The 25,253-nt window shown below is 57.0% G+C and carries 25 protein-coding genes and 1 pseudogene; 15 read left to right on the top strand and 11 right to left on the bottom strand.

All coding sequences use genetic code 11. The features are described 5' to 3' along the window. Positions 1–221 precede the first annotated feature (221 nt). The 4 genes from ACFSKT_RS02990 (at position 222) to ACFSKT_RS02975 (ending at position 3,703) form a co-directional block, all read left to right on the top strand. A complete protein-coding gene (locus ACFSKT_RS02990; RefSeq protein WP_377720311.1) occupies positions 222–566 on the top strand; it encodes a hypothetical protein in 345 nt (114 codons plus the stop codon). A 61-nt stretch (positions 567–627) separates the two neighbouring features. Next, positions 628–828 (top strand): hypothetical protein, encoded by a 201-nt coding sequence (locus ACFSKT_RS02985; protein ID WP_377720310.1) that lies wholly within the window; start codon positions 628–630, stop codon positions 826–828. Positions 829–1,207: 379 nt separating this feature from the next. Continuing rightward, positions 1,208–2,290 (top strand): glucosaminidase domain-containing protein, encoded by a 1,083-nt coding sequence (locus ACFSKT_RS02980; protein ID WP_377776299.1) that lies wholly within the window; start codon positions 1,208–1,210, stop codon positions 2,288–2,290. A gap of 225 nt (positions 2,291–2,515) precedes the next feature. Continuing rightward, on the top strand, positions 2,516–3,703 hold the full coding sequence (locus tag ACFSKT_RS02975) for an MFS transporter (protein WP_377720308.1): 1,188 nt from the start codon (positions 2,516–2,518) through the stop codon (positions 3,701–3,703). Here ACFSKT_RS02975 and ACFSKT_RS02970 read toward each other — a convergent pair. Then, positions 3,700–4,284 (bottom strand): class I SAM-dependent methyltransferase, encoded by a 585-nt coding sequence (locus tag ACFSKT_RS02970; RefSeq protein WP_377720307.1) that lies wholly within the window; start codon positions 4,282–4,284, stop codon positions 3,700–3,702. The genes ACFSKT_RS02975 and ACFSKT_RS02970 overlap by 4 nt on opposite strands. Before the next feature lie 155 nt (positions 4,285–4,439). Beyond that, positions 4,440–4,646 (bottom strand): DUF1657 domain-containing protein, encoded by a 207-nt coding sequence (locus tag ACFSKT_RS02965; protein WP_377720306.1) that lies wholly within the window; start codon positions 4,644–4,646, stop codon positions 4,440–4,442. A gap of 133 nt (positions 4,647–4,779) precedes the next feature. On the opposite strand from ACFSKT_RS02965, the gene ACFSKT_RS02960 reads away from it, so the two are divergent. The 5 genes from ACFSKT_RS02960 to ACFSKT_RS02940 all read left to right on the top strand — a co-directional run bounded on the left by ACFSKT_RS02960 (position 4,780) and on the right by ACFSKT_RS02940 (position 9,101). Further along, the gene (locus ACFSKT_RS02960; protein WP_377720305.1) at positions 4,780–5,646 is read left to right on the top strand and encodes a DUF421 domain-containing protein; all 867 of its coding nucleotides are present in this window, start codon (positions 4,780–4,782) and stop codon (positions 5,644–5,646) included. Positions 5,647–5,686: 40 nt separating this feature from the next. After that, the gene (spoVAC, locus tag ACFSKT_RS02955) at positions 5,687–6,145 is read left to right on the top strand and encodes a stage V sporulation protein AC (protein ID WP_377720638.1); all 459 of its coding nucleotides are present in this window, start codon (positions 5,687–5,689) and stop codon (positions 6,143–6,145) included. A gap of 7 nt (positions 6,146–6,152) precedes the next feature. Then, positions 6,153–7,175, top strand: a complete 1,023-nt coding sequence (spoVAD, locus tag ACFSKT_RS02950; protein WP_377720304.1) for a stage V sporulation protein AD — start codon at positions 6,153–6,155, stop codon at positions 7,173–7,175. Continuing rightward, complete coding sequence (gene spoVAE, locus ACFSKT_RS02945; RefSeq protein WP_377720637.1) at positions 7,175–7,540, top strand: stage V sporulation protein AE; 366 nt, start codon at positions 7,175–7,177, stop codon at positions 7,538–7,540. Before spoVAD ends, spoVAE begins: the two co-directional genes overlap by 1 nt. 250 nt (positions 7,541–7,790) lie before the next feature. After that, positions 7,791–9,101: a YncE family protein gene (locus ACFSKT_RS02940; protein WP_377720303.1), complete on the top strand. Its 1,311-nt coding sequence runs from the start codon at positions 7,791–7,793 to the stop codon at positions 9,099–9,101. Positions 9,102–9,228: 127 nt separating this feature from the next. Here ACFSKT_RS02940 and ACFSKT_RS02935 read toward each other — a convergent pair whose 3' ends face one another. Next, positions 9,229–10,014: an alpha/beta hydrolase gene (locus ACFSKT_RS02935; protein WP_377720302.1), complete on the bottom strand. Its 786-nt coding sequence runs from the start codon at positions 10,012–10,014 to the stop codon at positions 9,229–9,231. A gap of 375 nt (positions 10,015–10,389) precedes the next feature. On the opposite strand from ACFSKT_RS02935, the gene serC reads away from it, so the two are divergent. Next, the gene (gene serC, locus ACFSKT_RS02930; protein ID WP_377720301.1) at positions 10,390–11,481 is read left to right on the top strand and encodes a 3-phosphoserine/phosphohydroxythreonine transaminase; all 1,092 of its coding nucleotides are present in this window, start codon (positions 10,390–10,392) and stop codon (positions 11,479–11,481) included. A gap of 122 nt (positions 11,482–11,603) precedes the next feature. Then, positions 11,604–12,596 (top strand): serine hydrolase domain-containing protein, encoded by a 993-nt coding sequence (locus ACFSKT_RS02925; protein ID WP_377720300.1) that lies wholly within the window; start codon positions 11,604–11,606, stop codon positions 12,594–12,596. A gap of 49 nt (positions 12,597–12,645) precedes the next feature. On the opposite strand, the gene ACFSKT_RS02920 is transcribed toward ACFSKT_RS02925, so the two are convergent. Next, positions 12,646–13,047, bottom strand: a complete 402-nt coding sequence (locus ACFSKT_RS02920; RefSeq protein WP_377720299.1) for a glyoxalase superfamily protein — start codon at positions 13,045–13,047, stop codon at positions 12,646–12,648. A gap of 158 nt (positions 13,048–13,205) precedes the next feature. Between ACFSKT_RS02920 and ACFSKT_RS02915 the strand changes: the two genes are divergently transcribed. Further along, positions 13,206–14,009 carry an AAC(3) family N-acetyltransferase gene (locus ACFSKT_RS02915; protein ID WP_377720636.1) on the top strand — a complete coding sequence of 268 codons (804 nt, stop codon included), beginning with the start codon at positions 13,206–13,208 and terminating at the stop codon, positions 14,007–14,009. Between the two features lie 226 nt (positions 14,010–14,235). Here the strand turns inward: ACFSKT_RS02915 and ACFSKT_RS02910 are convergent, their stop codons facing one another. After that, on the bottom strand, positions 14,236–14,736 hold the full coding sequence (locus ACFSKT_RS02910) for a DinB family protein (RefSeq protein ID WP_377720298.1): 501 nt from the start codon (positions 14,734–14,736) through the stop codon (positions 14,236–14,238). 137 nt (positions 14,737–14,873) lie between these two features. On the opposite strand from ACFSKT_RS02910, the gene ACFSKT_RS02905 reads away from it, so the two are divergent. Further along, positions 14,874–15,431 carry a CGNR zinc finger domain-containing protein gene (locus ACFSKT_RS02905; RefSeq protein WP_377720297.1) on the top strand — a complete coding sequence of 186 codons (558 nt, stop codon included), beginning with the start codon at positions 14,874–14,876 and terminating at the stop codon, positions 15,429–15,431. A 21-nt stretch (positions 15,432–15,452) separates the two neighbouring features. Here the strand turns inward: ACFSKT_RS02905 and ACFSKT_RS02900 are convergent, their stop codons facing one another. Beyond that, positions 15,453–16,706 (bottom strand): MFS transporter, encoded by a 1,254-nt coding sequence (locus tag ACFSKT_RS02900; RefSeq protein ID WP_377720296.1) that lies wholly within the window; start codon positions 16,704–16,706, stop codon positions 15,453–15,455. Between the two features lie 69 nt (positions 16,707–16,775). Beyond that, a complete protein-coding gene (locus ACFSKT_RS02895) occupies positions 16,776–17,753 on the bottom strand; it encodes a LacI family DNA-binding transcriptional regulator (RefSeq protein ID WP_377720295.1) in 978 nt (325 codons plus the stop codon). A gap of 297 nt (positions 17,754–18,050) precedes the next feature. Between ACFSKT_RS02895 and msrA the strand changes: the two genes are divergently transcribed. Next, complete coding sequence (gene msrA, locus ACFSKT_RS02890; RefSeq protein WP_377720294.1) at positions 18,051–19,037, top strand: peptide-methionine (S)-S-oxide reductase MsrA; 987 nt, start codon at positions 18,051–18,053, stop codon at positions 19,035–19,037. Positions 19,038–19,095: 58 nt separating this feature from the next. On the opposite strand, the gene ACFSKT_RS02885 is transcribed toward msrA, so the two are convergent. Further along, on the bottom strand, positions 19,096–19,698 hold the full coding sequence (locus ACFSKT_RS02885; protein WP_377720293.1) for a hypothetical protein: 603 nt from the start codon (positions 19,696–19,698) through the stop codon (positions 19,096–19,098). 239 nt (positions 19,699–19,937) lie between these two features. Here ACFSKT_RS02885 and ACFSKT_RS02880 point away from each other — a divergent pair, with 239 nt between their 5' ends. Then, the gene (locus ACFSKT_RS02880) at positions 19,938–20,438 is read left to right on the top strand and encodes a hypothetical protein (protein WP_377720292.1); all 501 of its coding nucleotides are present in this window, start codon (positions 19,938–19,940) and stop codon (positions 20,436–20,438) included. Between the two features lie 689 nt (positions 20,439–21,127). Here the strand turns inward: ACFSKT_RS02880 and ACFSKT_RS02875 are convergent. The 3 genes and pseudogenes from ACFSKT_RS02875 to ACFSKT_RS02865 all read right to left on the bottom strand — a co-directional run. After that, positions 21,128–21,294 (bottom strand): annotated as a pseudogene (locus tag ACFSKT_RS02875) (helix-turn-helix transcriptional regulator); the annotation flags it as partial. Between the two features lie 64 nt (positions 21,295–21,358). After that, the gene (locus tag ACFSKT_RS02870; protein WP_377720291.1) at positions 21,359–23,815 is read right to left on the bottom strand and encodes an excinuclease ABC subunit UvrA; all 2,457 of its coding nucleotides are present in this window, start codon (positions 23,813–23,815) and stop codon (positions 21,359–21,361) included. After that, positions 23,812–25,236 carry an MFS transporter gene (locus ACFSKT_RS02865; protein ID WP_377720635.1) on the bottom strand — a complete coding sequence of 475 codons (1,425 nt, stop codon included), beginning with the start codon at positions 25,234–25,236 and terminating at the stop codon, positions 23,812–23,814. Before ACFSKT_RS02865 ends, ACFSKT_RS02870 begins: the two co-directional genes overlap by 4 nt. Between the last annotated feature and the right edge of the window lie 17 nt (positions 25,237–25,253).

The raw sequence follows: 25,253 nt of genomic DNA, 5'->3' as shown, positions 1-25,253 counted from the left end.
GTGCCGGACGACGGACGCGTGGACGCCAAGGAAGAGCTCTTCCGGAAGGAAGCCGGGCAGTATTGGATTTTGCAGCCGTTATCGTGAATGAGGCCTATCCGACTGTCTACAATTCGCCTAAATCCTTTCCGCAAGTTTGCGCGAAGGATTTTTTTTGCGTGCAGTGAACATTCTAATCGTCTCGCGCGTCCTATGGGCATCAACGAAACGGAGGGATTTCCATGGCAAGAACCATCGAATACGGAACAGAGCAGGTCGTCCTGCATTTATCGGGTCTGGTGAGCATCGGCGCGTTGAAGCGCGAGGTCAGCATTCCTTATAAGCAAATCAAAAAGGTCGAGGTTGAGGATTTCAAAGTGTCGCTGCTGAAGTTTCGCGTCGGCACGTCCATCGCGGATATCCGCCAAGGCCGCTTTCTGATCGAGAACCAATGGTGCTTCGTCTCATACGAGAACCACAAGGACGTCGTCGTGATCGAGCTCGAAGGCCATGAATTCGCCAAGGTCGCCTTCCAGATCGACGATCCCGAGGGCGTCAAAGCGCGGATCGAAGCCCATCTCCAATAAAGGACGACGATTCGATCGCCTCCAATGCGTGTAAGTAGGTATCAAACAGGAGGTGTTGTCCATGACGCAACCACAGCAGTATGATCCGAACAAGGTGCCCGAGATCGATCCGAAATCCATTCCGGAAATGCCGGACAATAAACACCCGGAAATCGTGCGCGAAGAGCATCGCGAGATCGAGCAGCGCGAAATCAAGGAAATTCCCGAGACGGAGCTGCCCGAATTGCCGGAGCTGCCGGAGAACCGATTTAAGAAGAGCTAAGGCTCGTTCATACGTTAACAAGACCGAAAAACCCGCCGATGCGCGGGTTTTTCGCATTGTTCGGATCGGCGGGTCCGGCTGAATGCTGCTTTTCCGGTCTACCGACCGAGAACGCAAACCAATCAGCTGTGGCTGAATGCTGCATTCCCGGTCTACCGACCGAGAACGCAAACCAATCAGCTGTGGCTGAATGCTGCATTCCCGGTCTACCGACCGAGAACGCAAACCAATCAGCTGTGGCTGAATGCTGCATTCCCGGTCTACCGACCGAGAACGCAAACCAATCAGCCTTGGTGAACATATATCCGCGGACAAGAGCGTATAGTGAGTAAATGTAATCGTAAGCTGTAACCTAATCTTAATGGAAGAGGTGAAAGTCTTGCGTAAAAAGCGTTTACATTTCTCATTCCTTAGCGCGATTAGCGTCGTATTGCTGTTATCTATGGGCATGACCTTCGTAATCTCACATAACCGGGTCAATTCGAAAGAATCGATCGTGTCGTCCGAATCGGTACGGTCCGTCGCCTTGGCGGCGCCAACGTCCTATATCCCGGCCGTGCCTGCCGCCATGGGCACAACTACCGTCAAAAAGGCGCAACCCGCCGCGCCGCGCCGTACGGAAGCGGGACGTGCCGCAAGCTTGTCCGGCAAGCCCGCGGATGTAAGCTCGGCGAAGCCGGCGCTGCTGACAGAGAAGCCGGCTGCCACCGAACCCGTCGTCTACCGCGTCACCGCCTATTATCTGAATGTGCGTGCGAACGGGTACAGCACCTCGAAGATACTTGGCACCGTGAAGCAGGGCACCGAGCTGCGCGTCGAGAAAGTAACGGACAAAGGCTGGCTGCGGCTGGCAAGCGGCGGTTATGTCCACGGCGGTTACGCCGAGCCGGTAGGCGCATCCGCGCAAGCTGCTGCGGCTGTGTTGAAGCGCCCGGCTGACGCGACCAAGACGGATGCGATGCTGGTCAAAGCCGCGCCCGCGAAGCCGGCCGTCATGCGACTTGCGCCCGCCAAGCCATCCGAGCCGAATCAGCCGAAATCGCTGGTGAAGTCGGTATCGGGGCTGACCGCCGCGCATATCGCCGAGATTTTCGAGAATACCGCCCTGGAAGGACACGGATTGGAAGAGGAAATACTGGCCATCGAGGCGGAATACGGCATTAACGCCTACTTTACCATCGCGGTGATGAAGCTGGAGAGCGGCAACGGGAAAAGCAAAATCGCGAAGAACAAAAACAATTTGTTCGGCCTGAACGCCATTGACGGCGATCGATACAACAAAGCGCTTAAATTCGAAACCAAACGCGCCAGCGTCCGCAAATTCGGCCAGCTCATCTCCAAGAGCTATATCGGGAAGGGTTACACGACGATCGAGAAAATCGCGCGCAAATATTGTCCCGCCAACCCGAAGTGGCCGAGTCTCGTGACCAAAATCATGAAAGCTGACTATCGAAAATTATAGAACTCCCGGTGAAGCCGAACCGGTGCGTTCCATTCATACATAGAGCAGGGCCGACAGACAAGACCCACATAACGCGCAGGACGCAAAACCGGAAGGAGACGATCGAGCGTCTCCTTCCGGTTTTTGTCATGGTAACACCAGATTGTGAACGCCAACCAACTCCGCTACAATGGAGAGATGTCTGTCTCCAAATCTATTCTATTTATCGCAAGGAGTGTTATCCGTTTGTCGCTTCTAAGAGTCGCATCAACGCAAGTTTCCGACACGTATCGTTTCGTCTGTCTGCTGCTCGTCGTCGTCGTGGCGGGCTCGAGCCAAGGGCTGCTGCTGCCGCTGCTGTCCATTCTGCTCGAGCGGCAGGGCATCTCGCCGGATATGAACGGCATGAATTCGACCGCGCTGTACATCGGCGTATTCGCCACGATGTTCTTCATCGAGAAGCCGGTCGGCAAGTACGGCTTCAAGCCGGTTATCTTGGCCGGCGCCTTGCTCGTGACCGCGGCGATGCTTCTGTTCCCCGTCAGCGGGGCGCTTTGGTTCTGGTTCATTCTGCGTCTGCTGATCGGCATCGGCGACAGCTCGCTCCATTATGCGAGCCAGCTGTGGATCGTCAGCTCCGCGCCTGCGGATCGCAGAGGGCGCTATATATCGCTATACGGCATGGCGTATGGCGTCGGCTTCAGCATCGGGCCGCTCGGCATCAATCTGCTGCCGCTTGGCGAAGCGGCGCCGTTCTTGATCGTCGGCCTGTTCTTCCTCGTCGTCACCGTGATGCTGCTGCGTATTCCGAACGAACTGCCGGAGCGCGCGCCGAGCGGCGAAGCCGCGCAGAACCGGTTCTCGCGGACCTACCGTCTCGCCTGGTTTGTGCTGATCCCGAGCTTGCTGTACGGGCTGATGGAAGCGTCCATGAACAGCAGCTTCCCGCTGTACGGCTTGCGCATCGAGCTGTCCCAAAGCTGGATCTCGCTGCTCTTGATGTCGTTCGGCATCGGCAGCTTGATTCTACAGCTGCCGCTTGGCATGCTGAGCGACCGGATCGGCCGCAAGCCCGTGCTGATGGGCTGCGCCTTGGCGGGTTCGCTGGCGTTCTTCCTTGTCCCGCTGGCAGGCGGGAACGAGTATGCGCTGTTCGCGCTCTTCGTCGCGGGCGGAGGACTCGTCGGCTCGTTCTATTCGCTCGGTCTCGCCTATGCGGCGGACATTCTGCCCAAGCCGATTCTATCGACGGCGAACGTGATCGCTTCGATCCACTTCAGCATCGGGAGCATCCTCGGGCCGTCCATCGGCGGGTACGGCATCCGGTATGTGTCCGACCACAGCATGTTCATGCTGCTCGGCGGGGCGTTCCTGGCTTTCGGTCTGCTCGGCCTGCTGTTCCGTCCCAAGCCCGAGGCGGCGCAGACGGCTTAGTCCTTCTTGAGGTTCTTCCAAGCGAGCAGCGCGTCGATCGGCGGGTGATCCGCGCCGAAGCTCTCGACGAACGACTGATTGGTCGCATCGTGGAACGCTTCCATGATCAGCACGTCGTACCCGAGCGCTTCGAATTCTTCCGGCTCCCAGCCGCTATAGTGCGATTGATAGCGATCGCCTTCCAGCCCGTAATGGTCGACCGACTGCGGGAAGAAACCGCGCGGGGTGAACACGATGACGCCCTCGCGCGCGAGCTGTTCGGCTTTGCGCAGCAGAATGAGACCCGCTTCTTTGTTGAAATGCTCGATCGCGTCGATGAGCGTCACGATGCCGAACGTCTTCGGCAGGAACAACCGGTCGATGTCCTGCGCGTCGGCGTGCAGCGGGATGATGTGCGGCGAGGTATAGAGGCGATTTTCCAAAAAAGGTCTGTGGATGTCGAGCGCGATCACGAGCGGCGAACGGTACAGCTCCAAAAGGACGCCAAGGCCGCTCCCCAAATCCAGCACGGGCGCCTTCGGATTCAGCAATGTATTGATGTGATGCACGATATCGCGGTCTTTCGTATAATACGTCGCCATGTCCGGCCTCCTTCGGCAATTGCAAGGGTCCATACGATTAGTGTATCGTTCAAGGCGCCAATCTGACTGTGCCGTTACCCCGTACATGCAAAAAGAACCCGGAACACCTCGCGGTGATCCGGGTTTTTCGCCTTGCAATGCGATGCGGACTTCGCTTAGAAGCCTTTATACTGCGGCTCTTCGTTCTCCAGCTGCTGCACGCGGCCGCTGACTTGATCGACGATCGCTTGCGTTTGCTGAGCGGCTTGCGAATACAGATCCTTCGCTTCCTGGTTCTGCGTCGCGAGCGCGAACGATTCCAAGCTGGCCTGCGCGCTTTTCAACGACGCGAGCGTCGTTTTGACTTGATTGGCAACGGTCATGTCAACATCCTCCTTTCGTAACGTCCAACGACTAACATCTCCAATATGCCCGCAAAAATTCATCCCACTTTCTCATATTCCTGGTCATCGAGCGCAGAATAAGGGCGTGTCTAGGAGGTGACCGAAGGACAGGATGAACGTTCAGGATTGGGTACATATTTTATTCCGCTCGCTTGGCGCGGTCGTGATCTTGTTCGCGCTTACCCGCATACTCGGCAAAAAACAGATTTCGCAGCTGACGTTCTTCGAATACGTGACGGGCATCGCGCTCGGCGAAATCGCGGGCTTTATGTCCACGGGGGTCGAGAACTCGTATTTACACGGGCTGGTCGCGCTATCCGTCTGGTTTGTCCTCCCGTTCCTCGGCGAATTGGTGACGCTGCGCAGCAAGACGCTGAGGGAGTGGTTCGAAGGCAAAGGAACCGTGTTGATCAAAGAAGGCAAAGTGCTCGAGGACAATTTGAAGAAGGAACGGTATACGGCGGATGAGCTGCTCGAGCAGCTGCGGACCAAGAGCGTGTTCCGCGTGGCGGACGTCGAATTCGCGACGCTCGAGGCGAGCGGCGAGCTATCCGTCCTGCTTAAGAAGGAGAATCAGCCGCTCACGCCCGCCATGCTCGGCATCAAGGTCGCCCCGGAGGAAGAGCCGCAGACGGTAATTATGGACGGGAATATACTGGACGAGCCGCTCGCTGCCATGGGGCTTAACCGGGGCTGGCTGCATACGGAGCTGGAGAAGCAGGGGTTTCTGCTCGAGAACGTGTTCTTGGGCCAGGTGGACGCCGCGCATCAATTGTTCCTGGACTTATACGACGATCAAGTCCAAGTCCCGGAGCCGCAGACGAAAGCGGTGCTCATGGCGACGCTGAAGAAGTGCGGCGCGGACCTCGAGCTGTACGCGCTAAGCGTGGAGCAAGACGAAGCGAAACGGATGTATGGGCATTGCGCCCGTATCATGAACGCGGTCATCCGGGACATGACGCCGCTGCTGGAAAGGTAGAAAGGAGGGAAAGCGGATGAGCTTTGCGTCCAGAAGCAAAATGAAAAAGGTGACGCCGGTCCAGCGCGATTACCAGCTGCTCGCCCAATCGATCGAGCCTCCGCGGCCGGTCGCGCGCAACTGCATGCGAGCCTTCATTGCCGGCGGCGCGATCTGCTTCATCGGCGAGGCGTTAATGAAAATATTCCAGCGCTACTTCGGCTTCACGGAGCAGACGGCTGGCAATCCGACCGTTGCGGTGCTGATTCTGCTGTCCGTGATTCTGACCGCGTTCGGCGTGTACGACAAAATTGCGCAATGGGCGGGAGCGGGCAGCGCCGTGCCGGTGACGGGATTCGCGAATTCGTTATGTTCCGCGGCGATCGAGCATAAGCGCGAGGGACTCGTGCTCGGCACAGGCGGCAACATGTTCAAGCTGGCCGGCTCGGTCATCGTATTCGGCACCGTCTCGGCGTTCGCGGTCGGCATCGTCCACTGGATAATCGGGATAAAGGGGTGAGCGGCGCATGCTGAAAGGGCATCAGAGCTGGTTATTCGAGAACAAGCCCGTGATCATATCGGCCTCTTCCGTCGTAGGTCCCGACGAATGCGAGGGTCCGCTCGCGGAAGAATTCGATGTTGGCCACGGCGATCTCATGATCGGTCAGAAAAGCTGGGAACAAGCCGAGAAGAAGCTGCTCGAGGATGCGGCGACGCATGCGATCGAACGGGCGAATCTGACGAAGGAGCAGATCCAGTTCTATATCGGCGGCGACTTGATGAATCAGACGATCAGTAACGGCTTCGTCGCGCGCACGCTCGGCATTCCGTATTTGGGCGTGTTCGGCGCCTGCTCGACGTCGATGGAAAGTTTGGCGCTCGCCGCACATATCGTGAACGCGGGTTCGGCAAAATATGTAATGGCCGGAACCTGCAGCCACAATTGCTCCAGCGAGAAGCAATTCCGCTATCCGACCGAATACGGGTCGCAAAAACCGCCCACCGCGCAGTATACGGTAACGGGTGCCGGCGTCGCGATTCTCGCGCCGCAGGGGGAAGGTCCCGTCGTGACCCGCGCCACCATCGGGCGGGTCGTCGACATGGGCATTACCGATCCGTTCAATATGGGGGCGGCGATGGCTCCGGCAGCCGTCGAGACGATCAGCGCGCATTTTCGCGAGTTCGGTCTCACGCCGGATTATTATGACTTGATTGTCACGGGTGATCTGGGCCAAGTCGGCTACGACATCGCGAACGCGTTGTTCGAGAAGCATCGGTTCCCGATCGGGGACACCACGTACAAGGATTGCGGACTCATGATCTACGACCGGACGAAGCAGACCTTCGTCAATTCGGGCGGCAGCGGCTGCGCCTGCTCGGCGACCGTCACGTATGGCCATCTGCTGAAGCAGCTGAAACGCGGCGCGCTCAACCGGATCCTTGTCGTGGCGACGGGCGCGCTGTTCTCGCCCGTGTCCTTCCAGCAGGGCGAGAGCATCCCGTGCATCGCCCACGCGGTCGCCGTCGAGAATGGAGGTTCCCGGGCATGATGGATTTCGTCTGGGCCGTCCTCATCGGCGGCGCGATCTGCGTCATCGGCCAACTTATGATGGATGTCGGCAAGCTGACGCCTGCGCATACGATGACGATTCTCGTCATTGCCGGAGCGGTGCTCGACGGCATCTCATTCGGCGGCACCAGTCTGTACGACCGGTTCATCGATTTCGCCGGCGCCGGGGCGACCGTGCCGATCACGAGCTTCGGCAACGCGCTCGTCCACGGCGCGACGAAAGAATTGCAGGATAACGGGTGGATCGGCATTCTCACCGGCATATTCGAGCTGACAAGCGCCGGCATTACGGCTGCGATCGTCTTCTCGTTCCTGGCCGCGCTTGTCGCCAGACCTCGCGGTTGAGATTCGGAACTCAAGATGGAGATTACCGGCCGGCTGTCGCGCATCGCGATAGCCGGTTTTAACGCGAATACAAAGATGAACGGGCAATCCCCTGCTTGTCTAACATGTTCGGACAGGTTGCCGCATATAGATAGAGTTCAAGGCGGCGGCAGTTTGCGCGGAAGGAATTCGGGGGAACCGAAAGGCCAAAGGCCGGGTTCGCGCTCTCCTTTCGCTCATACGATGGAGCATGAAGGGGGAGGGGCAGTCCATGCCGGTATTGGATTCGGGTCTATTGTTCAATCGGACCGAGCAGCGAACGGTGAAGCTCGTCGTGTCGGTCGCCAATATGGGATTGCAGTCCGCTGCGGTCCGCATCGAGCTGTACACGGCCGACTTGTCCGGCGGCGGGGACGGTTATGGCTCGCTGCGGTTCGCCAGCCGCAAGAACATCCGCCTGTCGTCGTGCGGACGCGACGAATCGGTATTCGCCGGCAGCTTCGACACGGCGGCGCTGCCTAACTTCGGGGTGCGGCTGACGGCCGACGGGCCCGGCGCCGGAGAGCTGACCGCCACGGCGGCGGAACAATCCGCCGGCGGCGATTATACGCAGCGGCATCTGCTTCAGACGGGTCTAGTCCGCATGGACGACTACCAGCTCGCTTACGTCGCCAATCATGCCGAGCATACGGTGACCGTGCTCCAGACCGCGTCGCATACGCGATTAGCGACCATTGCGCTTCCGAAGGGATGCCGGCCGCGATTCATGGCCGCCGCTCCGGACGGCGGCTCCGTGTTCGTGACATGTCAGGGGGATCGCACGGTCAAGCGGCTGCGCTCGCTCGCCTATGACGGCGCTTCCGATATCCGGTTCCCGCGCCAAGCGGTGCCGTATGCGATCGCGCTTACGCCCGGCGGCGACCGCCTGTTCGTGTCGACGCTGCTGGAGGACGCGATTCATATTATCGATGCGGAGAGCGGCGCGATTCTGCATACCGTGCCGCTGCCGGAATCTTGCGATGCATCGGCGATCGCCATCTCGCCGGATGGAGCCAAAGTGTACGTCTGTCTGACCGCCGCGTCCAAAATCGTCATCTTGGAAGCGGATTCCGGCGATATCCGGACCATTATCCGATTATCGGAAGGGAGCCAGCCTTCCTCCGTGGCATTCTCGCCTACCGGCGAGCTCGTCTATATCACGGATGTGCATCATAACGGGGTGCTGGTGCTCCACACCGAAGGACACGGCGTGGCGGCGCGGCTCGATACGGGCGCCGGCAGCAAGCCGCATGCCATTGTCTTCACCCCCGATGGGTCGTTGGCGTACGTGGCGAACCGGGAGGGGGATGAGATTACCGTCATCAATACGGCCCGCCAGGAAGTGCTGACGAGCATCGAATTGCCAAGCGGCAGCAGCGCCAACGGCATGGCGGTTTCGAGCGACGGCTCGAAGGTATATGTCCCGTTGCTCTCCTTCGGCTATGTGGCGGTCATCGACGTCCAGAGTCAGCAGCCGGTTGCGATCGTGCCCTCGGGAAGCTTCCCGTCTTCGGTCGTGATTACGAGCTCTCCGCCGGTCTAGGAAGATGCTCGGACATGCGGACAGCGCAGAGGCGGCTAGCGATACGCTTAACAACCAAAGGCCGCGCAAGCTTTATCGCTTGGCGGCCATTTTGCATGCATGTGCTTGGTTGTGATTCGCTCCTCGTCTACGTCTCGTTCTTCGTCAGCGGAAGCCATTCCAGCACGCGCTGGATCTGGGCGTCCCAATAGCCCCACTCATGCTCGCCCGGTCCTTCTTCGTAGGTGAGCGGCAGTCCAAGGCGCATCGCCGCATCGCGATAATCGACGTTGTTCTCGAAGAGGAAATCCTCTGTTCCGCAGCACTGGTACAGCAGGGGCAGACGCTCGCAGCCCTCGGCGGCGCGCCGCTTGGCCAGATCAAGCAAATCGTTGTCGCTGCCGATAAAGTCGTCCATGCCGCCGAAGATGCGCGCCGCTTCTTCCTTGTTCTGTTCGATAAAGAAGCGGGCGTCCAGCGCGCCGGACAAGCTGGCGGCCGCCGCGAACCGGTCCGGGTGGGAGAGCGCCAGCTTGAACGCGCCATAGCCGCCCATGGACAAGCCGGCCACGAAGTTGTCTTCCCGCTTGCCCGAGATCGGGAAGAAGGAGCGGGCGAGCGAAGGGAGCTCTTCGCTGATGAAATCCCAGTACTTATAGCCCTGCTTCATGTTCGCGTAGAAGCTGCGGCCTACGGCCGGCATGACCACGGCGATGCCGAGCGGGGCGACGTAACGCTCGATCGAGGTGCGCCGCAGCCAGATCGTATGATCGTCGGATAAGCCATGGAGCAAGTACAGCACCGGGTGGCGCGCCTCGCTGGAGCCGGCGGACGCCATGCCGATCTGGGTCGTCGTTCGCTGAGGCAGGATGACGTTCATCGAAGCGGATACGCCAAGCGTCTCGGAAAAAAAGTCGCATTGCATGAGTGCCATAGATTCGAATCCTCCTTTTGCAATTATGCAGGTCGTTTACGATAGCCATACTCGTCCATTGTACCACGATTTCCCACAATTCGATTGACAACGACGCGCAGACGCGTATAATCAGGCTTAACTTTACACCGTCATTACGCCGATGAAGAGCATCCAACTCGGAGGCGTTCTCGTCAAGCGCGCGATGCGAAGCCGCATCCGTTAGCCTAAGTGAACCGGGTCTCGCCCGTTACAGCGGACCAAAGCGGATCGGACCTGCCCGAATGATGTTTCGGCAGCCGGTCAAGTTGGGTGGCACCGCGAGCAGACGCTCCTCGTCCCAATTCAGGGATGAAGGAGCGTCTTTATTTTACTCGCGAAGGGCGGAGAAGAACGATGAACAGAAGGCATAATTTCAATCCGGGGCCGGCGGCGCTGCCGCTGGAGGTGCTTATGCAAGCGCGCGATGAGGCCGTCGAGTATGGCAATCGGGGCTTATCCCTCATGGAGATGTCCCACCGTTCGCCAGAGGTGGAGCGCATGGTCGCGCAGACGCGAGAATTGCTTCTTGGCCTGCTTGGTCTCGACAAGCGCTATGAGGCGCTGTTCATGGCCGGCGGGGCCAGCGCGCAGTTCGGGTTGATCCCGATGAACTTTGCGACGGCGGAGGCGCCAGGCAGCTACGTGCTGAGCGGAAGCTTTGCCGAGAAGGCGTATCAGGAAGCCACGCGCGCAGGCGGCGCCCGGATCGCCGCCTCGTCCAAGGAGACGGGCTGGCGAGCAATACCGAAGGCGAAGGACATTCGGCTTGCGGACCGCACGGCGTACTTGCACCTGACGACGAACAATACGATCGAAGGCACGCAGCTGCGCGAGCTGCCCAACCTGCCTGCGAACGTGCCGCTTATCGGCGATATGACAAGCGACATTCTCAGCCGTCCTTTTGATTACGCACGCTTCGGCCTGATTTATGCGTCGGCGCAGAAAAACCTCGGTCCGGCAGGCGTGACGGCAGTCATCTTGCGCCGGGATCTGATCGAACGCAGCGCCGAAGCGGACATCCCGCATATTTTCCGATACGATACGTTCGCCAAGCATGAATCGCTCTATAACACGCCGCCCGTTCACGCGATATGGATGATGAAGCTCGTGCTGGAATGGACGCGGCAGCAGGGCGGCGCCGAGGTCCTCGGGGAGCGGAATGCGCGCAAAGCCAGCCTCCTGTACGACGCGATCGACGCTAGCGGCGGTTTCTATGAAGGGATCGCCGACGCCGAGGATCGGTCGATGATGAATATCACGTGGAAGCTGACGGATGAACGGCTGGAGGCGGCGTTCCTTGCGCAGGCGGAGAAGAACGGCTTCGAGGGACTGGCCGGGCACCGGAGCGTCGGCGGCTTGCGGGCTTCGATCTATAATGCGGTTCCGGAGGAATCCTGCGCCGCGCTTGCATCGTTCATGCGCGAGTTTGTCCGCACACGCGGCTGATCGAAATAACGCTGACCCCTGCGGCTGCGGTTTCGTTAGCCGCTTAGGGGCACCCGGCGATGTTCATGATTCAGGCAGCGGTGGTAAAAGATAAGCAAAACCGGCACAAGGAGCTGATAACGATGCAAACGACGCTAACCGATCCGCTCCGGTCCGACGCGCGTCCAGAGGCCTTCGGCTTTTCCGATCGACATCTGCACGATCTGCATAGCGCCTGTTCGGCGTGGAAGATCAAAGACGTCGTCGTCGTGAAGGACGGCAAGCTCGCACTCGATGTTCACGAGAGCGGACAAGACCGCCTTGGCGCGATTTACTCCTGCACGAAGAGCGTCCTCTCGGCGCTGATCGGCATCGCGCTGGCGCGAGGGGAGATCGGCAGCCTGGACGATCCGGCGCTCGACTATTTTGATCATCTGCAACTCGCGGACGACGATCCGCGGAAGCGGGACATCCGCATCCGGCATCTGCTGACGATGACGCCCGGCTTCGATTGGCCGGAATTCGACAAGCCGTATTGGGCGATGAAGCGGACCGCCGACTGGATTCAATATGTATGGGAGCGTCCGATCGGCCACGTGCCCGGCGAGGTGTTCACTTATAATTCGGGCGGATCGCATCTGCTGTCCGCGCTATTACGCAAGGCCACTGGACTTAGCGTCTACGAATATGCCGATCTGCATCTCTTCCGCAAGCTCGGCTTCCGCAAGCCGAGGTGGAACGAATCGGCCGGCGTGCACGAAGGCGGGGCCGGCATGCACCTGACGAGCCGCGACATGGCGAGATTCGGGCTGCTGTATTTGAACGGCGGCCGATGGGATGGCCAGCAGGTCGTGCCCGAGTCTTGGGTGAACGAGTCGCTTAAGACGCATCACAAAGGCTTCAGCCACTATGAGCCGCCTATCTTCGGCGCTTACGGCTATCATTGGTGGGTATCGCCGCAGGCGCATAACGGCCACATCGACTGTTATTTTGCCAAAGGCTACGGCGGACAGTACATTTTCATTATCCCGGAGCTGGAGCTCGTCGCGGCGCTGCGGAAGGAACCGACGGACAAGAGCGAAGCGATCTATTCGAAAAAGGTACTGTTCGAGCATATACTGCCGGTCTTGGCGTAAATACACCGCCTGAAGCTAGGGGCAAAGCGGAAGGTCCCGCTGCATTGTGTTATGTTGCTTCTGCTGTATCGGCCGGCTGGCTGAACACGATCCGGTTGCCGAACGGGTCCGTAACCGTGACGTCGAGACTCCCCCAAGGCGTCGTCTCTAAGCCCGGTTTGGCATACCGGTAATCCGACGCATGAAGCTGGCCGTGGAACGCGCGAATGCCATCCACGTGCACGATAATCGCCGAACCCGGCGTCGCGTCGCCGTGATGCTCGGACAAATGCAGGGCAAGCCCGTCCCGAGACACTTGCATATAGATCGGGAAATTCTCTCCGAAGCGGTGCTCCCAATCCTTCTGGAAACCAAGATAGTCGCAGTAAAACTCGATTGCCTTCGGAATATCGAAAATGCGTAAAATCGGCACGATGGCTTTCATCTTGGCTGCCAAGGCTGCTTCTGACATGAGGATCACACTCCATCATTTGGAATTAAGCGATGCAGGCCTATCGTGACATTGATGCTTCTTGGCTGTCAAGCGACAGCGGGTTGACGGTCTTCCTCGCTCCGTTATATGGTAAAAAGAAACACGCTTGAAAGGCATAGAGGGAGAAGATATCGTTGATGACTTTCGATGAACGTCAAGACCCGCTTAGCGCGGCGACGATTGCGGAGGAACTGCGGATGCTCGGCGTCCGCGAAGGCGATACGTTGATCGTTCATTCGTCGTTGAAAGCGTTCAATCGCTTCCTGATCGGAGGCGCGCCCGCCGTTATTCTTGGCGTCGAGGCGGCGGTTGGGGAGAGCGGGACGGTCGTCATGCCTGCGCACAGCGGCGATCTGTCCGATCCGGAACGTTGGGAGAATCCGCCGGTTCCGAAAGAATGGTGGGCGGAGATCCGGACGAGCATGCCGGCATTCGATCGCGATCTAACGCCAACGTACGGCATCGGCGCGGTGGCGGAGACGTTCCGGAAGCAAGCGGGCACGCTCCGGAGCGGGCATCCGCAGGTGTCATTCTGCGCGCGCGGTCCGAAAGCAGCGTGGTATACCGCCGAGCATCCGTACGACGATGGACTTGGAGAACGGTCGCCGTTAGCCAAATTATACGAGGACGACGCGCGCATTCTTCTCCTCGGCGCCGGCCATGACCGCAATACAACGCTGCATTTGGCGGAATACCGCGCGCGTTATCGCAGCAAATCGCTCATCACGAACGGGGCTCCCGTGATTGTCGACGGGGTTCGGGAGTTGCGGATGTTTCATGATATCGCGTTGTCAACCGAGGATTTCGAAGCGATCGGGACTGCATTCGAGCAAGAGCACGACGAGGCGGCGAGGCGCGTAATCGGCGAGGCCGTCGTGAAATTGATACCCGTCCGGCAGCTCGTAGATTTTGCGGTACGATGGATGGAGAAATACCGATAATAAGGGAAGAAGCCTCTTGATTCCGCGGCGCGGACAGGAGGCTTCTTTGCGAGGAGGAGAGCGGCATAGGGGAGGGACGCCGCGCCAGAGTTGGCTTGTTGAAGGGACCAGGAGGGCTCAAGATCGGATGATGAAGGGGGGAGGGCAGATTCGTCGTCTAGCGGGGGAGGCACATTAGTTTACATAATATCGATTATGAAAATTTGGTCTATCGCTGCGCGCTGCTTCATTCCTCGTATGGCGACTTCCAGTTCCCCAGCTGCTTGCGAAGAAGCACGATTTGTCCGGCGTGGTACGCGTCGTGCATGACCCATAGATTTAACTCGTTCCCCAAGGTGGTCTCGCCAATGGGCTCGTTAAGCTTCTCGTCCGTGACGTCTCGAAGCTCGGCGTGGAGCTGCTCGTATAGCCCGATTGCTCGCGCTCGCTCGGCTTCCCAGCTTACCTGCCCGGAACCTGCCGCATCCGCATGGAAGGTCTCGGCATTCGATTCGGACTTTAGACGATCGGGAATCGGGAGTCCGCGAAGACGGTGCAGCATCCGCTCATTGTAGAACGAGCTGTGCTTCATAATCTGACGGATGGAATGGATGGTTTCGACGGGCTTCCAATCCGCATCCTTTTCGCTCAGTCCTTCGGTCGCGGTCTTGAACGGGACGTTCCAGGCCAGTTTCTCCCAAGCGTGTTCGAACTGATTCAACAATGGATGTGCTTGTTTCGCGCTCACGGGATACCCTCCATTTCGATCGAGTGCGTAACTAGTGTTTTGCATTTTGAAGCGTTACAATGGAATTATAACCGAACGAATGGCAGATTGTAACTACCTAGATGTAAATTTAATCGTTACTTAAGGAGAACGACGAGATGTTATGGATCGAATTATTGAACAGCGAATGGCGGGATTGGAAGGGCGACGGCCACTTGACCGATAAATTGGCGGAAGCGGAATGGCGGCTGAAGTTCGCGGCTCATCTGGGCTGGGGCGCGCTGCAGGAGCCAAGCGAAGCGCAGGTGGAGCGGCTGTTCCGCGTGCGTGCCGGCATTCAGGCGATGGCACGCGCGCTTCAACAGGATGGCGTGCTGTCTACCGATGCGATCGAATGTCTCAACGACTGGATGGCAGCAGGCGAATTCCGCAGACAGCTGACGAAGCAAGAGGACCGCCTCATCTTGACAGAAGAGACGGTCCATAAGAATTGGGATTCGTTGAACGCGGCGTTCGCGGACAGCTTCGCCCGGTTCGCAACCGAAGGAGATCCCGCTCGGATTAAATATTGCGACAATCCGAATTGCTTATGGGTGTTCCTGGACGAGACGCGCAATCGGACCAAACGTTATTGCGACGACAAGCTGTGCGGAAACCTGATGAAAGTCCGCCGATTCCGAGCCAAAAACAAGCGCGAACCGCACGAACAGAACTGAAGCCGGGCTTGCCTCATGCGGTTATTGGTACCGCCGAATCGGCTTGAGCCAGAACCAGGCAGCCGCGCCTGCCGTTATGAAGCCGAATCCGCTGACCAGCAGGACGTTCGATGCCCCGTAGCCGTCCGCCAACGCGGCCATGATCGTAAGTCCCAGCGGCGGCGCCACGCTCGTGAGCGATCCCAAGATGCCGAACATGCGTCCTTGCAGCTCGGAAGGCACTTCGATGCGCATGATTACGTTGACGAGCAGCGTACAGAAGGAGAAGAACGTGCCGACTGCAAGAATGAGCGGAATCGCGGCCAACGCATTCGGCATGATCGCGATCCCGATATATAACGGACCCATGAGCAGCGTGCTGCCGAGTATCCATTTGCCGCGATGCTTGGGACGTCGGGACAAACCCATGATCGTGATCGCGCCAAGCGCATAACCAAGCGGAATCGCAGCTTCGATGAGGCCAAAATGCAACGGGTTGGCTTGCCAAACCTTGACCGCCATGACTTGAATGAGCATGAGATTCGAGACGAAGAACAAAAGGACGATCGTCGTCAGGAACGTCACGCCTCTAGCGAACGGATCGGACCACACCCGCTTGATCCCTTCCAGCCAATCTTGGCGAAAGCTGGTTTTCTCTGCTTGAATGCGCTCCGCCCGCGGGAATCGTCCTGCCGCGAGTACGAGCAAGGCGGACAAGCCGAACAAGATGGCATCGGTTACGATGGCCGTCACGCCGCCGAATTGCGCCACGATATAACCGCCGATCGCCAGACCCGAGATTCGTGCCGCATTGTCGGCGATATTCATCATGCCTGCCGCTTGCTGGACGCGGTCTCGGCCTACCAAATCCGTAATGCTTGCTTGCGAGGATGGCGATTGCAGCAAGCCCGCAACGGCGGATAAGGCGGTTAGCGCCACGATCCAGACGAAAGGCTGTTCCAAATTAAGCATGGCAAAGGCGATGCCAAGCACCAGGAAGAACCGCAGCGAGTCGCAGATCACGATCAAGTTACGGCGATTGAACCGGTCGGCGATCGTGCCGGCAACGGATCCCAGCAGCAGGCTGACCACCATATGAGTGACGGTGATCAGCGACATCTTGGCCGCGCTGCCCGTGGTTTGAAGCACCCACAGGTTCAGGGCGATGCTGTGAAAGCAATTGCCGAATACCGACAAGGTGGAGCCGGTGAAGAGAAGCATGAACTTGCGGTTGCGATATAGAGGCTTGGAACGAATGGGGATAGCTGACGTTTCCGGCGAGGCTGGGGCGAACATGAATCATCGACAACTCCTTTGCTTAATCGTTTAAGTTAAGGGAAAGAAAGGCAGACGAGCCTACACGGGTCACTTGTCGTCTGCCGAGATCCATACGGTTTTGGGCGATTGTTCGGGTAAGGTATTGTTCAAATGCTGCATCATTAATTGACACGCAACTTCAGCTTTATCAGGCCGAAGGGAGACTGTCGACAGCGTTGGGGGCAGGAGACTTTCCATCCCGTTCACGCAAACGACGGCCAGATGCTCATGCTCGATATATCGAGCCGCAATGACGCCCAGCAGCTCGCCGACCACAAGCACGTCGCGCCGCTCATCGGCCTGTCGCTCCAGGAAGGAGACGATATCCGCAAGCTGGTGGTCCATGACATGAAACACATCAATCGGAGCCGTATTAAAGAGACTAGCGAGACTTTCCTGCATGAGCGTATTCATGCCGGTGTTGTGGAACTGTTCGCAGAGTAGCGCTACAGGCTTCGCGCGCTCCGCTTCGGAGGGAAGCCGGCGAAGTGCCAATCGGGAATACGCTTGACGCAGCAGCTCGGCCAAGTCCGGCACCACTTTATGAAACAGATTATCTTCGATGAGGCTGTCGATGACGACGAGGGGAACGCCCATCGGGAATCGTTCGGATATCGCGTAGAAAGCCGTTTCTTTCACATCTACCAGGAACACGCCGTCCAGTTTGCGTTCGAGCACGATATCAAGCTGCGGATCATTCGCATCGAGCGAAGCTAAGATGGCGTGATACCCATGGGCCGTCAGCAAGACCTCGAGCTCTGCGATGAATTGTTGGCGCGGAACGGTCCGCCAATAGGCTTCGTTCGGCAGCCTGTTCACAAGAATGCCGATCATCTTCGTCTGGCCTTTCACGAGCGATTTGGCCATCAGGTTCGGCACGTAGTTCAGCCGTTTGGCCGTCTCGCGGACGAGGCATTTCGTGTCTTCCGGTATTTTCTGATTCTGCACGTCGTTCAGAATATAGCTGACGGTTGCAACCGACACGCCGGCTTCGCGAGCGATGTCTTTCATTGTTGTTTTTTTCAAACGAACACCTCCGATCATCCACTTAAACGTTTAAGCTAAAGATAACACGGTTGTTGATCAGTGTCTAGAGGACTTGCAGCGTTGTAACACGATGATTCGTTTCGCATAAGCAGGGGGTTAGGTAAATACTTGCCTCTTGCGCATGCTTGATAAGGGGCTACTCGAAAGATTGAAATCAGGTTTACATATTCATGTTTATGAATACTTGGAGGCATAGCGAAACCTGACGGAGTTTTAACTCCAAGCGATTCTGGTGTATCATGAGAGAAGACTATATGTTGAAGGAGGTCCTTGGCTATGCAACAATCCCAATCCCCATCGCCGCGCGAAGAGCTGGCGGTCTTCGCCGGAGGATGCTTCTGGTGCATGGTAACGCCGTTCGAGGAAATGCCCGGCGTCATTCGTGTCACTTCCGGCTATATCGGCGGACATACCGATAATCCAACCTATGAAGAGGTGTGCAGCGAGACGACCGGTCATGCCGAGGCCGTGCAGATTGCTTATGATCCGGCGCTAATGCCCTATGAGAAATTGCTGGATATCTTCTGGCGGAGCGTCGATCCGACCGATGAAGGCGGTCAGTTCTTCGACCGGGGTTCGTCGTACCGGACGGGCATCTTCTATTATACGGAGCAACAACGCGAGCAAGCCGAAGCTTCCAAGGCGGCGCTTGCCGCAAGCGGCAGATTTTCCAAACCAATCGTCACCGAGATCGTGCCGGCGACAACCTTTTATTCCGCGGAAGAGTACCATCAGGATTACCATAAGAAAAATCCGTTCCGCTATAAAATGTACCGGAAAGGCTCCGGTCGCGACGCCTTCCTGAAGACGCATTGGAACAACGATCTTGATAAAGCCGAGCTAAAGAAACGCTTGACCACGATGCAATACGAGGTCACGCAGAACAGCGCGACGGAGCCCCCGTTCCGCAACGAATTCTGGAATAACCACGAAGAAGGCTTGTACGTGGACATCGTCTCCGGCGATCCACTCTTCACGTCGATGGATAAATTCGATTCCGGCTGCGGCTGGCCAAGCTTTACGAAGCCAATCACGGCCGGTACGGTGACCGAGCATGAAGATCTGACCCATGGCATGGTGCGCATCGAAGTGCGCAGCAGTCAGGCGGATTCCCATCTTGGCCATGTATTCGAAGATGGACCGATCGAGACCGGTGGCCTGCGTTACTGCATTAATTCGGCCGCGCTCCGATTTATCCCGAAATCGGATTTGGAGAAAGAGGGCTACGGCGCGTACCGGAAGCTTTTTGACGAGGAAGAATAGAGGGAACGCAAAAAACACGCCAGCGTTGGCGTGTTTTTTGTCTGTAATCGGGATAATTCTAGCAAACCGAGAATAGAACTTGAAAGTCGGGCACCGCGCAAGGGGTCGAGAACGGCGCGCAGTAGCCCACAACGAAGCCGAAAAAGTTCGCGGCCGGCCAAATCAGATAGACGTCCGTGAACGTGAAGGCCAAGGTCCATTGGAAGTAACAGGAGCCCGGGATGACTCGTTCTTCGTCTGGCCGGGAGGTGAAGCTGCCCGTCTGCGCAAGCTGCAGGGCATGCTGGAGCGTTTGCGGACGCTGTTGAATGAAGAATCGGAGCAGTCCGGGATTTGATTTGAGCAGCTGATAGACGGCTAACAAAGCAACTGGCGGAGCGCCTTGCGGTCTAGGGTGCGAGGCAAGGAGGCCCGTCAGATTCGCTAGCGACAGCGTACCGGGTTGAATCGGCGGGACAAGCCCTCCCGGCTGCTGGGGGAACGGCGTCAATGTTCCAGGGACGAACGGCAGCGATCCGGATGACGGCGGCGGCGTTAACGTGCCGGGCACGAAAGGCTGTGAAGGCGAGAGGGGCGGAATGAAGGGATTAGCTGGCGTTGAAAATGGGAATTGGGACGGCGGTTGAAAGCCGCGCGGCGTGAAAGCAGGGGCGTCATGCATCGAAATGACCATGCTCCTTTCCGATTGGGCGTGTATTTGTCAGCATAGCGTATGCGGGCAGAAGCCCAATGGTTCGGGTCGAGCGGGAATTAACTATTTCTTGAGGCCCGTTGTAACCTTTTTGAAACAAATCGGACGGTTGCCTCGTTTATAGTGGTAATAAGGTCGCGTAGTTTCAACTATGCGAACAAGCGGTAATGAGACTTAATGCTGTACACATGAAGGAGATGGGTGTTTCTATGAAGAAATCGGCAATCGGCGCAGCAGTATTGCTAACGGGTCTGGTCGTCTTTATTTCCGCTGCTTACGCAGTTGGCGATAATTACCAGCCGGTGAAACAAACACCTGAAACGGAGACCGCTTATGTCACCAATCTGAACGGCAATCATTTGACCACCGATGCGATCCAATGGTACGAAGGCCAAGACGCCGACCGGATTTTTCTGGAACGCGAACCGGATTCGGGTCTGGACGCAGCGCCGGATGGTTATTATATAGTTAACGACGACGAATCGATCCGGACGATCAGCGTCGATCCGGACGCACAAGTTCTGATGCAGATCTACGACAAAACCGGCAATCCCGAAGATCTCGATGTTGCTTGGAACGAATCCATTTCGTTTAAAGAGTTCGCGGATGCGCTGAATAAATCGGATGTGCTGGATCTGAAAAGTTTTCCGTATCATCTGACGATTGAAAACGGAGTTGTAACGAAGATTGTGCAGCAATATGTGCCTTAATAAATTGAGACGGAAAAGAATCGAATGAATCGAATCCAGCCGGGCAAGCGGCTGGATTCTTTTATGTAGTGACTACTTTTACACAAAACCCGTATTTTGTACATATGTATATAATACAGCTGAAATCCACGTTATATAAGAATTCTTATATTGTGTCATACACTATACTCTGATCCCTTTGGCGTAGTTAAAAGCGCGGCGCGTTTTCGTAGGTTGTACAGCCCTCTTCTTCCTCGGATCACACCAAACGTTTGCTACTATTGGTTTTGTCCTTCATCAAGAACATTGAATATCTTCACATAATTTGGCACCTCGGCAATGTGTCCAAGTTCTTGTCACGTTCGGCAATGTACCCAAGTTCTTGTCATCGACGCATGACAAGAACTTGGGTACATAAATAAAAAAAGCCGCATGGTATGCGGGTTCGATTGTACATGTGTTCTTGTCATCCGACAAATGTCAATCTGTTTCTGAAACTTCACAACCACAGATCTATTATAAGACAAAAAGCCCTGTCGAATATATTGTGTCACAACCCGCACCAGCACTAGCATTTCCTGTCGAAATAGTAAATGTAGATTACATAGTATTTTGTAAAGGAAATTGAGCAGCGCGACCCTTTAGCTAAAAAAAGAGCATTGATCCTTCTTGGATAAATGCCCCGGTTTGATTAAGGTAATTTTTCAGACGCCGTTCGTACCAACCTCCGCATACAAAGGAACGCCATGCCCTGCAGGTAATCCAAGTCACGCTGGATGGTCCGCACCGATACGTCAAAGCGTTCCGTCAACTCCCGGGCGGTGAATTTCTTCCGCGAGTCTAATACACTCATGATTGCCAGCCGTCGATGATTCAAGTGCCCCACCTACTCCGAATCCATAATCCATCCCGTATATTGTAACATACTGCCATTGCCTGGATTAAAGAAAGCTGCCGATTTGCGAAGCGGGGTTGCTTCGCACTTGAGAGACGGTGCCTTGGCTCAGCAGGTGCCCGCCTTGATCGCCGCCAACCGGCCCCAGCTCGATGATCCAATCTGCCCGCCGAATTAGCATGGGCTTGTGCTCGATGATAATGACCGTATGTCCGCGGCGAACAAGCTCGTCCAGAGCATCGCCCAGCTGCTGCGTATCTTGCGGATGCAATCCTGTCGACGGCTCATCTAACACGAATAGACTGTGGCGGCCATCAGCGCTCTGCAGCTCTTTGGCCAATTGAATACGCCGCGCTTCGCCGCCAGACAGCGTGCTGGCTGGCTGGCCCAGAGGCAGATAGCCAAGCCCTATGCGAAGCAGCCATTCGAGCCGACGCTGGATCTTAGGCTCCTGGGCGAAGATAACCGATGCTTCTTGAATACTGGCTTCCAGTACCTCCGCGATGGAATATCCCCGATACGTTACACGCAGGACGGCTTCCTCGTAACGCTTGCCCTTGCATCTCTCGCAGGGTACGAGAGCATCAGGCATGAAGAACATATTCATCTTGATGACGCCATGGCCTTGGCATCGCTCACAGCGGCCTCCTTTCACATTGAAGGAGAAGTGGGAAGCCTTGAATGGGGCTCCCGCCTTTCGCGCCTCCTTCGCGAACGCTTCGCGGATATCATCGAAGACGCCGGTATAAGTCGCGGCATTCGATCGTGAGCTGCGGCCCATATCATTCTGGTCGACCATGACGACTCGTTCGATAGCCGAAGACCCTTGCAGACCACTGCCCTCCCGAAGCGCCGGAAGCAAAGATTGAAACAGCAGCGAAGTTTTGCCTGAGCCTGATACGCCTGCTACCGCGGTCAGACAGCCAAGCGGGAATTCTACATTAATACCCTTCAAATTCCGCTCCGATGCGCCGGTCAGCTGCAATCGTCCACCTTCCCGGCATAGAGCTCGATCGCTTCTGCCAGGTCGCCCTGCCATTGGATCCAGATAGCGTCGTGTAATTGAATCCCCACTCCGCATGACATCATCCAAGCTGCCTTGAACAACGATGCGGCCGCCAAGTGCCCCGGATGCGGGCCCGACCTCTATGACGTAATCGGCTAATTGGACGATGTCGAAATTATGCTCCACGACAATAACCGTATTCCCCCGGTCCCGCTGGCGCAGCAGCGAATGAAACAGCTTGTCGGTGTCCTTCGGGTGCAGTCCAGAGGAGGGCTCGTCATATACGAATACAAGATCTGTTAGATGTGAATGCAAGGAGGACGCCAAGCGCACACGCTGGGACTCACCGCCAGACAAACTGGACATCGGCCTGTCCAAGGTCAAATATGACAAGCCGACGTCCTTCAAGCTGTCTATCCGTTCTCGAAGCTCAAGCATGACTACCTTCACCGCTGCCGTCGAGGAATTGCTTGTGAAGACCTCCTCCCATGTAGTTAGCCGCACAAGCAATGCTTCAAGCGACAGCCCGGAGATATCCGCGATTGAAGCCCCGTCAATCGTTATTCCGCGTGCGGCGGCATTTAGCCGCGATCCCAGGCAGGAAGCGCAGACACGCCGCTTCATTAGCGGCCTTAAGTCGGACGACTCGCCCGTGGCATGGTCCGGATTGTCGAAGAACCGGCGTCTGACAGCAGGTACTGCGCCCTCGAACCGCCCCGCCTCCGCAGTCTTAGGCGGATCAAGCGCTGGTCGTAGGCAGCGTATGCGCTCATCATCGGTGCCATAAAGCAATAGCTGGCGAACCTTATCCGGCAGCTCGCCAATCGGCTTATGCATGTCTTCCGAGGAGAAAGGGAGCCCGTAATATCGGGCAGCCTGCGTGAGCGCGATTTCGAAGAACCGCCCCACGCCCTTCTTCCAGGCTAACATCCCCCCGCCGGTGATCGAGGCATCGAGGTCGAGTAGCTTCTCCGGGTCCGGCACGAGCTCTTCGCCGAGCCCCCGGCATACTTCGCATGCGCCGAGCGGTGTATTAAAGGATAAATGTGCTAACGTCAGCGGCGGAAGAGCAGTGGAGCAGTCAGGGCAAGCTGCAGCCGTGTTCGCCTCACTTATCGGGACGTCCGTTCCGCACCTATCGCACCGGCGGAGCCCAGCAGTGAGGAAGAGCAGCCGAAGATGCGTATAGATCTCGGTGAATGTCCCTACCGTTGAACGAGGATGGTCATTGGTTCGCCGCTGCGAGACAGAGACAACAGGCGAGAGCTGCATCGCCTGCTTGAATTGAGGTCGCTGTACATGCTCTGCTATTCTGCCTATGGACAGAAGATGCTGGCGCTCGGACTCCTTGCACAGGACGTCGAACAGCAGCGTCGACTTGCCAGATCCGGATACGCCTGTAACAACGGTCAGCTGTCGTTTCGGAATCGCGACGTCGACATGCTTGAGGTTTCGTTCGGATACGCCTATCAGTTGGATATATTCCTGATTGTTCATTCTGCTCCTCCCCCCTGTTCCTTAGCGGAAATGCGGCCGCCGCTCGGGAAGGCGAGCAGCAGAACGCCGGCGGCAATAACGAACCCTAGAATATACAAGAAGATAGGGCTGATGCTGGAGCTCATGACATGCTGGGTAGCCGCAAGCACGCTGGCCGACACATCCTTTGCTTCCAACACCTGCAGCAGCTCATTCACGTCCGTGACGTCAATGCCTTGCTCCCGAAGCGAGCTCATCCCTTGAACCGCATGGTGGTTGAAGATTAGCCCGAAGAGCGAGATCCCGATACTCTGCGCTAGGTAATTCAAGAACGTTAAGGCTGATGTGGCGGCGCCTAATTGAGCTGGGTTCGCCTCTGACTGAATCGTCACGATGAACGTCGTGGCTGTAAGCCCCATCCCAAGACCCACGGCAGCCGCAACGAGCAGCATGCCCCAGTGCGTGATCGTGTCGCCATATCCTGCCAGAACCGATACCGCTGCTGTGATGAAGACCATCCCTAGAAGCATGACCATCTTGCGGCCCTTCTTAGCAAGCAGCACACTGCACCAATAAGAGCCTGCCGTCCACATCACGGACATTGGCGCTAGCGCAAGCCCGGCCATTGTTGCGTTCGTTCCGACAACACCTTGCATCCAGAACGGCACATAGACGTTCAACCCGATATACAACGTGCTGAGCAGGAACGCTGCCGTGTAACAAAAGGACATCACCCTGCTGGTGAATAGACTCGGGGGCACGAGCGCATCCTTCGAGCGTCGCTCCACCCATATGAAGGCGCCGAAAGCCGCAATCGACGCACAGAGCAGCGGGAACGACTTGAGGGATAAGGATAAGAGCAGCGAGCCCGACGCAATAATGAATAGAACGCCGCCTGCGATGTCGATCGAGACTGCTGACCGCTTGACCTTCTCGTTATACGACGTCTGAAGCAGCACATAGCATAGGAAACCGATTGGCACGTTCACGAGAAATATCCATTGCCATGTGAAGTAATCCACAATGACACCGCCGAGGAAAGGCGCAGTCAGCCCCGCAATTGCACCTACCGCGCTGAAGCCGGCTTGCAGCTTGGCGCGCTCCTGCTCCTGGAAGACCGCACCTACTATCGTCATCGCCGCTGGAAACAAAGCGCCGGCCCCGAAGCCTTGGAATGCCCGGAACAAGATGAGCTGAAGCATCGATTGCGCAGCTCCGGACGCTGCCGAGGCTGCTACGAACAGGACAAGCCCGATGACGAAGATACGCTTGCGTCCATACAGATCGATAAGCTTGCCGAAGACGGGCGTACTTACCACCGTGGCCAGCAAATAGATCGAGAAAACCCAGCTCATCATCTCCAGGCTGCCGAGGTCGCTAACAATCTTCGGCATCGCGGTGCTCACGATCGTACCCTCCATCGATACAATGAAGATCGTCATGAATAGGCAAGCAATTA

The organism is Paenibacillus xanthanilyticus (genome assembly GCF_042682185.1).
GTDB lineage: Bacteria > Bacillota > Bacilli > Paenibacillales > Paenibacillaceae > Paenibacillus_Z > Paenibacillus_Z xanthanilyticus.
Note: the sequence above shows the minus strand (reverse complement) of the source record. Positions and strands in the feature narration are given on the sequence as shown.